This is a genomic window from Pseudomonas sp. B33.4, from assembly GCF_034555375.1.
Classification (GTDB): Bacteria; Pseudomonadota; Gammaproteobacteria; order Pseudomonadales; family Pseudomonadaceae; genus Aquipseudomonas.
This window is the reverse complement of the sequence record NZ_CP140706.1, coordinates 6,326,389-6,340,019: the sequence shown is the minus strand read 5'-3', so window position 1 is coordinate 6,340,019 and position 13,631 is coordinate 6,326,389. Positions and strand designations below refer to the sequence as shown.

The 13,631-nt window shown below is 60.3% G+C and carries 15 protein-coding genes and 1 pseudogene; 6 read left to right on the top strand and 10 right to left on the bottom strand.

Going from position 1 to position 13,631, the window contains the following annotated elements:
- Positions 1–136: 136 nt before the first annotated feature.
- Genes U6037_RS28195 through lptM form a run of 6 tightly spaced genes read right to left on the bottom strand, consistent with a single transcriptional unit; the run spans position 137 to position 4,746 of the window.
- On the bottom strand, positions 137–844 hold the full coding sequence (locus tag U6037_RS28195; RefSeq protein ID WP_322845233.1) for an HAD-IA family hydrolase: 708 nt from the start codon (positions 842–844) through the stop codon (positions 137–139).
- The gene (xerC, locus tag U6037_RS28190; RefSeq protein ID WP_053124977.1) at positions 841–1,740 is read right to left on the bottom strand and encodes a tyrosine recombinase XerC; all 900 of its coding nucleotides are present in this window, start codon (positions 1,738–1,740) and stop codon (positions 841–843) included. The genes U6037_RS28195 and xerC overlap by 4 nt, the downstream gene beginning before the upstream one ends.
- 2 nt (positions 1,741–1,742) lie before the next feature.
- A complete protein-coding gene (locus U6037_RS28185) occupies positions 1,743–2,468 on the bottom strand; it encodes a DUF484 family protein (protein ID WP_053124974.1) in 726 nt (241 codons plus the stop codon).
- Positions 2,469–2,481: 13 nt separating this feature from the next.
- Entirely contained in the window at positions 2,482–3,312 is an 831-nt protein-coding gene (gene dapF, locus U6037_RS28180; RefSeq protein ID WP_322845232.1) for a diaminopimelate epimerase, read from the bottom strand.
- Positions 3,313–3,315: 3 nt separating this feature from the next.
- Positions 3,316–4,563 (bottom strand): diaminopimelate decarboxylase, encoded by a 1,248-nt coding sequence (gene lysA / locus U6037_RS28175; RefSeq protein ID WP_322845231.1) that lies wholly within the window; start codon positions 4,561–4,563, stop codon positions 3,316–3,318.
- A 9-nt stretch (positions 4,564–4,572) separates the two neighbouring features.
- A complete protein-coding gene (lptM, locus tag U6037_RS28170) occupies positions 4,573–4,746 on the bottom strand; it encodes an LPS translocon maturation chaperone LptM (RefSeq protein WP_007911098.1) in 174 nt (57 codons plus the stop codon).
- A 317-nt stretch (positions 4,747–5,063) separates the two neighbouring features.
- On the opposite strand from lptM, the gene cyaY reads away from it, so the two are divergent.
- The 3 genes from cyaY to rnk all read left to right on the top strand — a co-directional run bounded on the left by cyaY (position 5,064) and on the right by rnk (position 6,173).
- Positions 5,064–5,396: an iron donor protein CyaY gene (gene cyaY / locus U6037_RS28165; RefSeq protein WP_322845230.1), complete on the top strand. Its 333-nt coding sequence runs from the start codon at positions 5,064–5,066 to the stop codon at positions 5,394–5,396.
- Between the two features lie 4 nt (positions 5,397–5,400).
- Complete coding sequence (locus U6037_RS28160) at positions 5,401–5,625, top strand: DUF1289 domain-containing protein (RefSeq protein ID WP_322845229.1); 225 nt, start codon at positions 5,401–5,403, stop codon at positions 5,623–5,625.
- 128 nt (positions 5,626–5,753) lie between these two features.
- Positions 5,754–6,173, top strand: a complete 420-nt coding sequence (gene rnk, locus U6037_RS28155) for a nucleoside diphosphate kinase regulator (protein ID WP_038359156.1) — start codon at positions 5,754–5,756, stop codon at positions 6,171–6,173.
- A gap of 7 nt (positions 6,174–6,180) precedes the next feature.
- On the opposite strand, the gene U6037_RS28150 is transcribed toward rnk, so the two are convergent.
- The 3 genes from U6037_RS28150 to U6037_RS28140 form a co-directional block, all read right to left on the bottom strand.
- Positions 6,181–9,024, bottom strand: a complete 2,844-nt coding sequence (locus U6037_RS28150) for a class I adenylate cyclase (protein ID WP_322845228.1) — start codon at positions 9,022–9,024, stop codon at positions 6,181–6,183.
- A 183-nt stretch (positions 9,025–9,207) separates the two neighbouring features.
- Positions 9,208–9,453, bottom strand: coding sequence for a TIGR02647 family protein (locus U6037_RS28145; protein ID WP_008084565.1), 246 nt, complete (start codon positions 9,451–9,453; stop codon positions 9,208–9,210).
- Between the two features lie 254 nt (positions 9,454–9,707).
- Positions 9,708–9,998 (bottom strand): hypothetical protein, encoded by a 291-nt coding sequence (locus U6037_RS28140; RefSeq protein WP_150648999.1) that lies wholly within the window; start codon positions 9,996–9,998, stop codon positions 9,708–9,710.
- A gap of 123 nt (positions 9,999–10,121) precedes the next feature.
- Between U6037_RS28140 and U6037_RS28135 the strand changes: the two genes are divergently transcribed.
- The gene (locus tag U6037_RS28135) at positions 10,122–10,781 is read left to right on the top strand and encodes a glutathione S-transferase (protein ID WP_322845227.1); all 660 of its coding nucleotides are present in this window, start codon (positions 10,122–10,124) and stop codon (positions 10,779–10,781) included.
- 106 nt (positions 10,782–10,887) lie between these two features.
- Here the strand turns inward: U6037_RS28135 and argH are convergent, their stop codons facing one another.
- On the bottom strand, positions 10,888–12,282 hold the full coding sequence (gene argH / locus U6037_RS28130) for an argininosuccinate lyase (protein WP_007911110.1): 1,395 nt from the start codon (positions 12,280–12,282) through the stop codon (positions 10,888–10,890).
- A 336-nt stretch (positions 12,283–12,618) separates the two neighbouring features.
- On the opposite strand from argH, the pseudogene U6037_RS29595 reads away from it, so the two are divergent.
- A pseudogene (locus tag U6037_RS29595) lies at positions 12,619–12,759 on the top strand (sensor histidine kinase); the annotation flags it as partial.
- Positions 12,756–13,502 carry a LytR/AlgR family response regulator transcription factor gene (locus U6037_RS28125; protein ID WP_242207694.1) on the top strand — a complete coding sequence of 249 codons (747 nt, stop codon included), beginning with the start codon at positions 12,756–12,758 and terminating at the stop codon, positions 13,500–13,502. The pseudogene U6037_RS29595 and the gene U6037_RS28125, both read left to right, overlap by 4 nt.
- Positions 13,503–13,631 lie beyond the last annotated feature (129 nt).

The following is a 13,631-nucleotide window of genomic DNA, read 5'->3' as shown; positions in this document are numbered from 1 at the left end:
TTTCATGCCTGGAATTCCGCACGCGCCACTACCCCCTGTAGGAGTGAGCCTGCTCGCGATTGCGGTGTGTCAGTCAACCCAGATGTATCTGATACACCGCAATCGCGAGCAGGCTCACTCCTACAATGGAACTGTGTCAGTTCGAGGTGGCATTCCAGCGTGCAAGCACGGCTGGCAAATCGGTCAGGCTACGAATCTCGGCATCCGGCAGGCGATCCGCTTCCCAGACTTTGCCCGCCGGGTTAAACCAGATAGCCCGCAACCCGGCCTGCTGCGCCCCGGCAATGTCATCGCCCGGATGATCACCGATGTGCACGGCAGTTTCGGCTGTAGCACCACCACGCTGCAAGGCTTCATGAAACAACCGGGCATCCGGTTTGGCGATGCCGATATCTTCCGCGCACAGCGCAAACTTGAAGTAATCCGCCAGCCCCAATCGACGCACATCGGCATTGCCATTGGTGACCACGCCAAGCGCATAGTGATTGGCGAGAATTTCCAGCACTGGCTCGACTTCAGGGAACACTTCGATCTGATGCCGCGCATGCAGAAATACTTCAAAACCCTTGTCTGCCAGGTCGGTGGCTTCGCCATGGGCATATCCAGCGTCTTCCATCGCATGAAACAACACGCGCCGTCGCAGCGCGCTGATTCGATGCTTGAGCCCCGGCTCATTGGTCAGCACCCGCTCACGAATCGCCCACAAATGCTCCACCGGCACGGCGCCCAGATTCGGCGCGTGTTCGCTCAGCCATTCGCGCAATACCGCTTCGGCGCTGACGATCACTGGCGCGGTGTCCCAGAGGGTGTCGTCGAGGTCGAAGGTGATCAACTGGATGCTCATGAATCATCGCCTTTCATGCGTTTGGCCCGTGGGTGGGCGCTGTCGTAGACCGCCGCCAGGTGCTGGAAGTCCAGATGGGTGTAGATCTGCGTGGTCTTGATGTCTGAGTGGCCGAGCAATTCCTGCACGGCGCGCAGGTCCTGCGAAGATTCCAGCAGGTGACTCGCAAAGGAGTGCCGCAGCATGTGCGGGTGCAGGTTCTGCCCCAGTTCGCGCTCGCCGGCCAGTTTGACGCGTACCTGAATCGCTCGCGGGCCAAGGCGTCGACCTTGCTGGCTGACGAACACGGCGTCGTCCGCCGGGTTGGTCATGGCGCGCAATGGCAGCCATTGTTCGATGGCTTCGCGGGCCTTTTTACCGACCGGCAGCAGACGGGTTTTGCTGCCCTTGCCGAGCACTTGCACCATGCCATCGGCGAGGTCGAGTTGATCTAGATTGAGCCCGGTCAGCTCGGAGAGGCGCAGACCGGAGGAGTAGAACAACTCCAGAATCGCCTGATCCCGACGCGCAAGAAAATCGTCCTCGACCGCGCCTTCAAGCAGTTGCAATGCACGGTCGGTGTCGAGGGTTTTCGGTAGGCGACGTTCGCCTTTCGGCGGCGCCAGACCGGTCGCCGGATCGTGGTCGCAAAGACCTTCGCGATTCAGATAGTGATAGAGCCCGCGCACCGCCGAGAGCAACCGGGCGAGGCTGCGCGAGGACTGGCCTTGCGCGTGCAGGCGGGCGATCAGGCTGCGCAGGCGTTGAATATCGAGCGCGGCCCAACTGCCAATGTTCTGCTTGATGCACCAGCCGAGGACTTTATCGAGGTCACGGCGGTAGGCTGACAGCGTGTGCGGCGACACCTGTCGCTCACTGCGCAGGTGTTCGCAGTAAGCGTCCAGCTGCCGTTCCATGTTCAGCGTACCGAGCGCAGGGAGCTGTTGACCCGTGGCAGCACGCGGCCCATGACTTCGGCGATGTAGCTGAGGAACAGCGTACCGACCGAACTCTTGTAGTGCTGCGGATCACGGCTGGCGATCGCCAGAATGCCATGGATGCCTTGATGGCTGACCGCGACCACAGCGGTGGAGCCGATCTGCTTGCGCTGTTCTTCGCCGAAGAGGAAGTCCAGCTCATGTTCGCGCAGGCTGCCGCTGACGCTTTTGCCTTCGGTGAGCAAACCGCCGATGGCGACCTGCGCGTCGGCGTGGGTGACCCAGCGGCCGACCGGTGCCGGGTTATCGCCGAGCAGAATCAGGCTGACAAAAGGCACCTGAAAATCCTGGCGCAGACTGTCTTCGACGCTGATCACCACGTCTTCCAGGCTACTGGCGTCCATCAGGGAAAGAATCAGGCGGCGGGTTTTGTCGAACAGGCGATCGTTGTCGCGGGCGACGTCCATCAACTGCGAGAGCCGATGGCGCATTTCGATGTTGCGGTCGCGCAGGATGGTCATCTGCCGTTCGACCAGCGACACGGTGTCGCCGCGCTGGTGAGGAATACGCAGGGCAGGCAGCAATTCTTCGTGCTCGACGAAGAAGTCCGGATGCGCCTCGAGGTATGCGGCAACCGCTGCCGCCTCCAGGCTCTCGGACGCTGATTCGTCGGACTGTCGGGCGGGTACCTGAGGCTTATCGGTCATGGTTTCTGCTCACTCAAAGACGCACTTGTCCTTCGTATACACGCACTGCCGGACCGGTCATCAGCACCGGTTGGCCAGGGCCTGCCCATTCTATGGACAGACGCCCGCCGGGCAGGTCGATCAATAGCGGCGAATCCATCCACCCCTGGCTGATCGCAGCGACAGCCGCTGCACATGCGCCGGTGCCGCAGGCCTGAGTTTCCCCGGCGCCGCGTTCCCACACGCGCAGCTGCGCGCGGTTGCGGTCGATGACCTGGAGAAAACCGACATTCACTCGCGCCGGGAAGCGCGGGTGGTGTTCGATTTTCGGCCCCAGTTCATGCACCGGTGCGCTGTTGATGTCCTGCACACGCAGCACTGCGTGAGGGTTGCCCATCGACACGGCGGCCAGTTCGACCGTGGTGCCGTCGACTTCCAGCTGATAACTGATGGCTTGCGCTGGCGCGTTGAACGGAATATCCGCCGGCACCAGACGCGGGGCGCCCATGTTCACGCCGATCTGGCCGTCGTTACGCACGTCCAGTTCAATGATGCCGCCCTTGGTCTCGACGCGGATCTGCCGTTTGGCGGTCAGACGCTTGTCGAGCACGAAGCGCGCAAAGCAGCGTGCACCGTTGCCGCACTGCTCAACTTCAGAGCCGTCGGAGTTGAAGATCCGGTAACGGAAATCCACGTCCGGGTTGCTCGGCGCCTCGACGATCAGCAACTGGTCGAAACCAATGCCAGTGTGGCGGTCGCCCCATTGCTTGGCGTGCTTTGGCTGAATATGCGCGTGCTGGCTGACCAGGTCGAGAACCATGAAGTCATTGCCCAATCCGTGCATTTTAGTAAAACGCAGCAGCATGGGTTACTCCGGCAGCAGGCTTTCGCCGGCAAACAGCTCGGCCACGGTTTCGCGGCGGCGCACTTCAAAAGCCTGATCACCGTCTACCAGCACTTCAGCGGCACGGCCACGGGTGTTGTAGTTGGAGCTCATCACAAAACCGTAGGCACCGGCCGAATGCACAGCCAGCAGGTCGCCTTCTTCCAGTGCGAGTTCGCGGTCCTTGGCTAGGAAGTCGCCGGTTTCGCAGATCGGGCCAACGATGTCGTATTTGCGCGCAGCGGTGTCACGCGGTTTGACTGCAGTGACGTCCATCCACGCCTGATAGAGCGCCGGGCGGATCAGGTCGTTCATCGCCGCGTCGACGATGGCGAAGTCTTTGTGTTCAGTGTGCTTGAGGTACTCGACCTGAGTCAGCAGCACGCCAGCATTGGCAACGATGTAACGGCCCGGCTCGAACACCAGTGCCAGATCGCGACCGTTCAGACGCTCGCGCACGGCTTTGATGTAGTCGGCAGCCAATGGTGGCTCTTCATCGCGATAACGCACGCCCAAACCACCACCGAGATCGATGTGGCGCAGGTGAATGCCGCAATCGCCGAGACGATCGACCAGATCCAGCAGACGGTCGAGGGCATCGAGGAACGGTGGCAGCGTGGTCAGCTGCGAACCGATGTGGCAGTCGACACCGACCACTTCCAGGTTAGGCAGATGCGCGGCACGCACGTACACGTCTTCGGCGTCGGCGATGGCGATGCCGAACTTGTTCTCTTTGAGACCGGTGGAAATGTACGGGTGGGTGCCGGCATCGACGTCCGGGTTCACGCGCAGCGATACCGGCGCGCGAACGCCCAGCTCAGCGGCAACCACTTGCAGACGCTCGAGCTCGTCGGTGGATTCGACGTTGAAGCAGTGCACGCCGACTTCCAGTGCGCGACGCATGTCGTCACGGGTCTTGCCGACACCGGAGAAGACGATCTTGTCAGCGCTGCCGCCAGCGGCCAGTACACGCTCCAGTTCACCACGGGAGACGATGTCGAAACCGGCGCCGAGACGGGCCAGGACATTCAGCACGCCGAGGTTGGAGTTGGCTTTGACCGCAAAGCACACCAGATGCGGCATGCCGGCCAGCGCATCGGCGTAAGCCAGATACTGCGCTTCGATGTGTGCGCGCGAGTAGACGTAGGTGGGCGTGCCGAAGCGGTCGGCGATGGCGGACAGCGCCACACCTTCCGCGAACAGCTCCCCGCCACGGTAGTTAAAAGCGTCCATGGCGATCCCTTATTGGTAAACGTCGTGCTTGTGTGCTTTGGACGGCTGCTTCTGCGAAGACTGGGCTTGCTCGGCCGGGTCCTGATCGTCATCCGGCAGGTACAGCGGGCCTTTTTGACCACAGGCCGAAACGAGGCAGGCAACCGCGACGAGCGCAGCAAGGGAAGAGATCAGGCGCTTCATGGCGAAATCCTTGAAAATGCGTTAATTGCGCCGGAGTATACCGGCCACCCGGCGGCTTGCCTATGCGAGGGGGTTCCCGTCCGGCGGGGCTTGCCCACCAGCATATAAAACCCTGTGGGAGCGGGCTTGCCCGCGATTGCGGTGGTTCAATCGACATCAATGTTAAATTTGCCGGCCTCATCGCGGGCAAGCCCGCTCCCACAGGTACCGGGTTTGTTACGCCGATCGGTGCTTGGTCGTTAATCTTTGCAATCGGCCGGCAGCGTCCGTATCTTTCGGCGCTTGAGCCTGATCAGACATTTTTTGAGGTTGCCGCAATGAGTTTGTCCGAAGCCCGTTTTCACGATCTGGTCGATGAAACCCAGGAAAAACTGGAAGACATCTTTGACGAAAGTGATCTGGATATCGACATGGAGAACTCGGCCGGTGTGCTCACCGTCAAGTTCGAAAACGGCTCGCAGCTGATCTTCAGCCGTCAGGAGCCGCTGCGTCAGCTGTGGCTGGCGGCGGTGTCCGGTGGTTTCCACTTCGACTACGACGAAGAAAGCGAGCGCTGGATGTGCGACAAGAGCGAAGAGCAACTGGGCGAAATGCTCGAGCGTATCGTCAAGCAGCAGGCCGACGCCGAATTCGATTTCGAAGGTCTGTGATTCCGTGACTGACACCGCTCCCGCCCGGCCTCCGAAGCCGCTCTACAGCAACATCAGCCCGGCCGTGCCTTCACCGTGCAGCGGCGTGTGCCGGCTGGACGAACAAAAGGTCTGTCTGGGCTGCTTCCGGCATGTCGAAGATATCCGCGAATGGCGCTCGGCGGACGATGAGCGGCGGCGGGTGATTTGCGCGCAGGCGTCGCAGCGCAAACAGCGCGGCGGGGCGTGACTTGTATATTTTTTGAGCTGTGATAGTGTCCGAACACGCCTCAACCCATCGAGGCCTGGTGAAAACCCCGTCTTTTTTGGCGGGGTTTTGCTTTTTTTGTGTGCAGAAGAAAGGAGTCTGCCCGGATCATGACCGCACCTTCCATCACCCTTACCCGTCTGGACGTGCAACGTCTGGAGCGCCTGATCGACAACCTGAACGAGAAAGACCAGGCTGCGCCGGGCGTGATTGCGCTGCAAACCGAGCTGGACCGCGCCGACACCGTGGTCGGCCACGATGAAGTGCCCGCCGATGTCGTGACCATGAATTCCCGTGTGCATTGCCGCGAAGAAGGCAGTGGCAAGGACTATCACCTGACGCTGGTCTATCCCAAGGATGCCAACGCCGATGAAGGCAAGATCTCGATCCTGGCTCCGGTCGGCAGCGCGTTGCTGGGCCTGAAAGTCGGTCAGCACATCGACTGGCCTGCACCCGGTGGCAAGACCCTCAAACTGACTTTGCTGGAAGTTGAATCGCAGCCGGCCAACGGCGGTGATTTCCGCGAGTAGGCCCGCCTCAGACCTGTTCGAGCGCCTCGTTCAGGGCGCGCTCCAGGTCAGCCTTGTAGCGCAGATAGAGATTGCTTGAACTTTGCCCGTCACCGAGCAGGCCTGAAAGGTCGAGGTCGGTGATGTAGCAGCGATAGCGTTCGCTGTCGCGGCGCTGCTCGACGATCTCCCGGGCGACCACGCTGAACAGCTGGTCGCCATGTTCCAGCTCGCTGAATTCCCGTTGATTGCAATACAGGGTGACCTGCACTTCGCCCGGTGCGGCTTTGCCGACGATTGCCTGTACGTCGTAGAACGGCTTGTTCACCGGCGTCTGCGGTGCCGGCCGCGCTTCGACACGACGCGCGCGCCCCGGACCCGAAGGCAATAACTGGTAATACAAAGTTTCGAGGCGGGCATCCGGACCGGCGTCCATCGGCAGCACGGCTTCGCGGCGGAACAGGATCGATTGCAGGAAACGCTGCAATGGCACCAACAGACTTTGCTCGTCGTGATAGGGCAAATGCTGCTGCCACAGCGCGTTGAACTCATCCAGCACGTACAGCTCTGCCTGTTGCTCGGTGATGCGGTAAAAGACCTGAATGCACTCCGGCTGGCCCATCGGCAGGATCAGCGCAAGGTCGTGATCTTCCAGTGCCATCGGATCCAGATGCAGCGGACTGTAGCGCGGCTGTTCTTCACCGAGGTAATCCAGCAACGCTGGCAATGTCGCGAGCGCGACGTGGTTGACCTGACCAGGTACCAATTCCAGCACGTGATAGTGCTGCTGCACCTGGATCAGGTAGCGGTGATTCAAGTCGCTGAGCAGCAGATTCTGTGCGGTGTCGACGATTTCCTCGACACGACGGGCAATGAACTGCGCACGGTTGTGACAGAAACAACGCACCTTCAACGACGGCTGCAAGGACCCGCGTGGCAAATTGTTGAGGTAATCGCGCAGGCAATCGAGCAGGGCATGCGGCCCGTCGAAACGATTGACCAGCACTTCGTTCCAGCTGTTGAGCGTCACTTGGTCGAGCGTCAGCACGAGGTTTTCGCGCACGCCGGCGTAACTCAGCGAGTCGGTGCGCTCGGTGGTCATCAGGATGTTCAGGTCGCGGTGATGCTTGAGCGGATCAATGCCGACGTTGACCAGCATCAGCACTTCACTCGGCACCGCAGCACGCAGCAACGGCTCTTCCGCAACGGTGGGCAAGGGCAGGGCAATGCACTGCTGCAGGCTGCCGAGCAGGTTGAACAGCTCGAACTCGCTCAGGTCGCTGGTGCCGGGATGCAAAGCGAGGCGGGTGCTGCTGTCGATCACGCCGTTGCGGTGACACCAGGTCAGCAGTTCAAGCAACTCGCGACTGCGCTTGATCGGCGCGAAGTGTTCCCACTCCAGTGCAGTGAGGCTGCCGTTATACAGGCCCCACTGGGTCTGCCCCGGTTCCTTTTTATTGCGCGATTGCACCAGGGTCAGAGTGTCTTCGGCCAGATCCGGGGCGATGCCGGGATTGATGAACTCGACCTTGGCGGCCTTGCGCTCGAAGGCTGCATAGAGCCGGCGACCGAGGACGTTGAGGTCGCGTTTATTGATCAGGCTGACGGTCTGCTCGGTACGCGCGAATTGGGTCAGGAAGCGATAGCTGTAATTCAGCTCGTTGACCAGCGCGCGGCGTTCGGCGCTGACCTGACGCACCTTCCACTGACTGCGGCTGTCGAGCAGGGCGAGTTGACGCTGATCCCAATGCCATTCGCTGGCCAGGCGTTCCAGCAACGAGCGTTGCCAGCTCTGGGTGCGGCTGTTACCGGTGAGCTTGCGGTTGACCTTCAGGTACAGCGCGCGGCGCACCAGTTCAAGCCGTTCCGGCTCATTGCGCGCGGTGAGGTATTCCTCGATGCGCCGGTACACGACCATGTAGGGATCCAGCTCGTCCAGATCCAGCTGGTTGGCGAATACGGCTTTTTTGAAGCGCAGGCTCAGACACTGCACCTGCGGGTGTTCGCTGGCGTAAACCTCGGTCAGCAGCAGTTTCAGCACCGATTTGTAAGGCGATTCGATGCCTTTGAACAGTTGCCATAACCCGGCGCCGATGAACTCACCCGGCGGAATGGTCGCCAGATGACCGAGATCGAGGGTTTCGTCGGCGCGAATAAAGCGCTTCGACAGCAGGGTATGGGTGTAAAGGTCGTAGGCGGTTTCTTCGTAGACCGGCACCAGCCACCAGATGGGTGTGCGCCCGGCTAGCCAGATAGCCGTGCGGTAAAACTCGTCCAGCAGCAGGTAATGCTGGGTGGTGCCGCAGTTTTCCGAACTGAGCTGGGTGTCGCGTTCGCCTTTGACGAAGCGCACCGGATCGATCAGAAAGAAATGCGCCTCGGCGCCCTGACTCGCGGCCCAGGCTTCCAGTAACTGGCATTTCTTGCTCAGTTCGGCGAGTTCGCTGTCGCTCAAGTCTGGCGCGTGGCAGACCCATACGTCCATGTCGCTCTGGTCGGCCTGCGCCAGCGTGCCGAGGCTGCCCATCAGAAACAGACCGTGGATCGGGCGCGGTGGATTGCTGCCGTGGCGCGGCTTGTAGGAGAACGAACGGGTCAGGCGCTGGGCTTCGGCGAGGGTGTTGGCGTCCGGCTCGTAATTCGACAGGCCGGCCGGCGTGCTGCCGGAGACATAACCCGGCAGCAGCGGATGATTGACGTGGAAGAACAGTGGCAACAGCGTCAGCACGCTCTGTTGGCGTGGCGACAACCCTTCGAGGGCGCGGCCGAGTCGGCCTTCGTTGAGTTTGAGAAAACGCGCACGCAGTTGGCTGAGTACCTTGCGGTCGATGCCTTCGTCCAGGTCGGGGCGGATTTCGTGTGTGCGCGTCATGTCAGCTCAAACCGGCTCGCAGGCACGGACGTAGAGGGTCTCGGAATGTCAGGCAGTTTAGCCTTAGCGCAGCGGGACTTTTAAGCTGAATTTGTTTTTTGACGTCAGATTTCTATCGCGGGCGACCGGGCAGGCCCGCGGAAATCCCGTGGCAGGAGTTCCCGTGGGCGAAGTCGGGAAGAATCAGGCGGTTTCTTGCTCTCTCAGAATGGTCAGCACGGTTTGCACATTTTGTGCGGCGTCGCGACCGAGGCTGGTCAGATAACCGCCATCAGGCTGATCGGTCAGGTCTTTTTCAAAGAGGCGTTTGGCGGCAGAAATATGTTTCGGGGCAGCGGTCTGATGAATTTTCAAACCTTCCTGGGAACTGTCCAGGGGAAAGAGTGCGAGGACTTCCAGTTCGGCAACCAACTCAGGGGTAAGCGACATAAGGACTCCAGACTTTCTAGGAATTGGACGACAGCGTCCCTAAGGTGAACCCGCTTTTGCGGCATGTCCAGTGCTCAGATCAGGGATTTTGTCTTGAGGCGGATTCCAGTGTAGTCGGGGCCGGGGAGTTGGCTGGATGGATACGTTACAAACATTGTAGGAGTGAGCCTGCTCGCGATGACGCAGTGTCAGTCAGCTAATATTTTTCTGAAAGACCGCAATCGCGAGCAGGCTCACTCCTACAGGATCGGGGTTTACTGCTTTTCAGGTGGCAGCTCAGGTAGAGCACGCAGCGCGGCTTCGTACCATTCAGTATCAAATGCGCGGTCTTCATCAAGCATCGCGTCAATCTCGTAAGCCAGCACATGCGCCATCAGATTGAGGATCTCTTCGCGCTCGACACCCACCAACGTCAGCTTGTTGAACGTTGCCTTGGCCGCTGGCGGGTTGTCGCTTTCGATCTGGTTCTCGATGGCTTCGATCAAAGTAGCCTCGGTGAACTCTTCTTCGTCGTTGTCATTGTCGATGTCTGTCGGCTCGCTCATGGCAGGCTCCTCAAGGAAAGGCGCCAGTTTACCCGCATTCAGTGGGGTGATGCTGCTGGCGCGAATCGCCTGCACGATCTATAAACACGCACTGCCCACCCCGCACGGCCTGGAGGCTATGTGATGTTCAAGCTCTACGGATTCTCAGTCAGCAACTACTACAACATGGTCAAACTGGCGCTGCTGGAAAAAGGCCTGCCGTTCGAAGAGGTCACGTTCTACCCGACGCAGACACCGGAGTCTCTGGCCATCAGCCCGCGCGGCAAAGTGCCGGTGCTGGGCGTGGACGCCGGGTTTATCAACGAAACCGCGATCATCCTCGAATACCTCGAACAAACCCAGAAAGGCACACCGCTGCTTCCGAGCGATCCGTTCGGGCGCGCGCAGGTGTTGGCGATTGCCAAGGAAATCGAGCTGTACATCGAGCTGCCGGGCCGTGCTTGCTACGGTGAAGCGTTCTTCGGCATGACCCTGCCGGACGCGATCAAGGAAAAGACCAAGACCGAATTGCTGCTGGGTTTTGCTGCGCTGGGACGACACGGCAAGTTCGCCCCGTACGTGGCGGGCGACAGTCTGAGCATCGCGGATTTGTATTTCCTCTACAGCGTGCCGCTGGCCTGTGCGGTCGGGCAGAAGCTGTTCGGGATTGATTTGCTGGCGGAGTTACCGCAGGCGAAGGCGCTGCTGGAGCGGCTTGAGCAGAATCCGCATGTGCAGAAGATTGCAGCAGACAAAGAGGCTGCGATGCCGGCGTTTTTGGCGATGATCGCTGCCAAGAAGTGAGTTTTGTAGTGAGTTGAAAGCAGCTATCGCGAGCAGGCTCACTCCTACAGGGGAACGCATTCCAATGTAGGAGTGAGCCTGCTCGCGATGCTTTTGGCTTTTGCTGTTAGCGGCTGGCGATCAGCGCTTGACCACGCACCACAGCAGCCTTGACCTGCGCCGGCGCAGTGCCGCCGATATGGTCGCGAGCATTCACCGAGCCTTCCAGTGTCAGCACGGCAAACACATCCTGCTCGATCTGGTCGCTGAACTGACGCAGTTCTTCCAGGCTCATCTCGGCCAGATCCTTACCGGTGTCCACGCCGTATTTCACCGCGTGGCCAACGATTTCGTGGCAATCACGGAATGGCAGACCACGGCGCACCAGGTAATCCGCCAGATCGGTTGCGGTGGAGAAGCCACGCAGCGCCGCTTCACGCATGATCGCGTGCTTCGGTTTGATCGCCGGGATCATGTCGGCAAAGGCCCGCAGCGAGTCGCGCAGGGTATCGGCGGCGTCGAACAGCGGCTCTTTGTCTTCCTGGTTGTCCTTGTTGTAGGCCAGTGGCTGGCCTTTCATCAGGGTCAGCAGGCCCATCAGTGCGCCGAACACACGGCCGGTCTTGCCGCGTACCAGCTCTGGCACGTCGGGGTTTTTCTTTTGCGGCATGATCGAGCTGCCGGTGCAGAAGCGGTCCGGCAGATCGATGAACTGGAACTGCGCGCTGGTCCACAGCACCAGCTCTTCGGAGAAGCGCGACAGGTGCATCATCGCGATGCTCGCGGCCGAGCAGAATTCGATGGCGAAATCGCGATCGGAAACGTTGTCCAGCGAGTTGCCGCCCACTGCGTCGAAGCCTAACAGTTGCGCGGTGTATTCACGGTCGATCGGGTAGGTGGTGCCGGCCAGCGCGGCGCTGCCCAGTGGCATGCGATTGGTGCGTTTGCGGCAGTCGACCAGACGCTCGTAGTCGCGGCTGAGCATTTCGAACCAGGCCAGCATGTGGTGCCCGAAGGTTACCGGCTGTGCAGTCTGCAAGTGAGTGAAGCCCGGCATGATGCTCGCGGCTTCGCGCTCGGCTTGCTCGAGCAGGCCTTTTTGCAGGCGGGTGATTTCGGCGAGGATCAGATCAATCTCGTCACGCAGCCACAGGCGGATGTCGGTGGCGACCTGGTCGTTACGGCTACGCCCGGTGTGCAGCTTTTTACCGGTGACGCCGATGCGGTCGGTCAGGCGTGCTTCGATGTTCATGTGCACGTCTTCGAGGTCGATGCGCCAGTCGAACTGGCCGGCCTCGATTTCGCCCTGAATGGTCTTCAGGCCATCGATGATGCTGTCGCGCTCGGCATCGGTCAGCACGCCGACCTTGGCCAGCATGGTGGCGTGGGCGATCGAGCCCATGATGTCGTGGCGATACAGGCGCTGGTCGAAAGTGACGGAGGCGGTGAAGCGGGCGACGAAGGCGTCGACGGGTTCACTGAAGCGGCCGCCCCAGGACTGATTGGTCTTGTCAGTGCTCATGAATTCGCTCGTATCGGCTTGAAGAAAAAAGGCGTGAAACGCTGGCGCGGATAATAACAGGGTTGCCAATCCTGTCGTTGACACTGGTCGATACGTTTTTTTCTCATTGTCTGCGCCATAGTCGGCGCTGACCGCGGCGGTTTTGCGCAAGGATATTTTTCGATTGAGCAATATCGGCCCGACGAACGTCTACAGTTGGACATAAGGGTCGACGCAGCTGCGGACCGCGCAAAGGTCTGGCCGCCGACTATAAGAAGAGGGGGGTGGGTGTAATTGTCCTTCGGCAATCGCCGTGAGAAACGCAGGAAACAGCGGGCTTCGAGCAGTACGACCCGGACACTGGCAAATATTGCTGGCCGACGTACGGCACTTTTTGGCGCTCGGGCTAGTCTTAGCGTGGATCGCGGTGACGGACGTCACTTCACCTGTCTACGCTATCCTTGTGCGAGACTCACGCAGGAATCCAGCGCAATATGAATGTCCTGATCGTTGATGACGAACCCATGGCTCGCGAGCGCCTCAGCCGAATGGTGAGTGAGCTTGAGGGTTATACAGTTCTGGAGCCCAGCGCCACGAATGGCGAAGAGGCGTTGGCACTGATCGACAGCCACAAGCCGGATATCGTGCTACTCGATATCCGCATGCCGGGCCTCGATGGCTTGCAGGTTGCTGCCCGTCTGTGCGAACGCGAAACGCCGCCGGCCGTGGTGTTTTGCACCAGCCCCGATGAATTTGCCGTGGAAGCCCTGCAGGCCAGCGCCGTGGGCTATGTGGTGAAACCCGTGCGAACCGAACATCTGCATGACGCCCTGAAACGGGCTGAACGTCCCAATCGGGCGCAACTCTCGGCCCTGACCCGTCCCGCTGCCGAAAGTGGCACCGGGCCGCGCAGCCACATCAGTGCGCGCACCCGCAAAGGCATCGAACTGATCCCGCTGGATCAGGTGGTCTATTTCATTGCCGACCACAAATACGTGACCCTGCGTCACGAAGCCGGTGAGGTGCTGCTGGACGAACCGCTCAAAGCCCTTGAAGACGAATTCGGCGAACGCTTCGTGCGTATCCACCGCAACGCACTGGTCGCCCGCGATCGCATTGAACGACTGCAACGCACGCCGCTGGGGCATTTCCAGCTGTTCCTCAAAGGTCTGAATGGTGATGCGCTGATTGTCAGTCGTCGCCATGTGGCCGGTGTGCGCAAGATGATGCAGGGGCTGTAGCCCGGTCATTCCGGGCGGCTCCTCGTTCCTTTACCAGGCATTGCCGGCCAGGGAGGCCACGCCGTTTCTGATTCAAGTCAAAGTGGATTTGGCTGAGCTGTTATTATCCGCCGTATCTATTCAGTACGG